The organism is Haematobacter genomosp. 1 (assembly GCF_002196855.1).
Lineage (GTDB): Bacteria > Pseudomonadota > Alphaproteobacteria > Rhodobacterales > Rhodobacteraceae > Haematobacter.
This window is the reverse complement of the sequence record NZ_NIPW01000056.1, coordinates 1-627: the sequence shown is the minus strand read 5'-3', so window position 1 is coordinate 627 and position 627 is coordinate 1. Positions and strand designations below refer to the sequence as shown.

The window sequence follows — 627 nt, the reverse complement described above, 5'->3', positions numbered from 1 at the left end:
GCGGCATGACCATGCGATATGAGCCGGAGCTTGTCTCCGAGGGCTGCGAGCCTGCCCGCATTGGCCGGGCATTGGCGATGACGCTCGCCCGCGAGCATGAGCTGGACCTCGCCCCCTGTTCCAGCCCGACAGCGGAACTCTACCACGACGACCAGAAGCTTCACGCCTACGACCGGACGCAGATGCTCCGCGCCGCGCTGGCCTGTCACCGGGCGAAGTCGCTGGACGGGTGCCGCTATCAACTGGCGGAAGCCGTCTGCCGTCTCGACGCCATGCACAGCGGGGGGAGGGTTCCCGACAGCTTCGCCGCAGGAGAGGACTACCGCGCGGCCCTGCGCTGCCTCTATTCCGTGGCCGGGTTTCTCGACGGCCTTGCCGGAACGGATGACTTGCCGGGGCGGGACTGTCTCATGCCTGATGGCCACAATCCTTGGATCCGCGTGGAGGATCGGGTGGCGGCTGTCGAGACGCGGCACGGGGAGGCCCGGTCATGAAGCGCCGCACCCTCGTTGCCATTGCCGCAGCGATGGAAGACCCGACCCGCCGCGAACTATCTCAAAACGGATTTGAGATGCCTTATGTCCGCACGGTCGAGCGCAAGGGCCTGTTCTCTGGCGATGTGGACGG

General features: G+C 66.7%; 1 protein-coding gene. It reads left to right on the top strand.

Features of this window, described 5'->3' with window-relative positions; all coding sequences use genetic code 11:
- A partial coding sequence (locus CDV49_RS20595; RefSeq protein ID WP_179209272.1) for a hypothetical protein occupies window positions 1–494 on the top strand: 494 nt, incomplete at its 5' end.
- Between the last annotated feature and the right edge of the window lie 133 nt (window positions 495–627).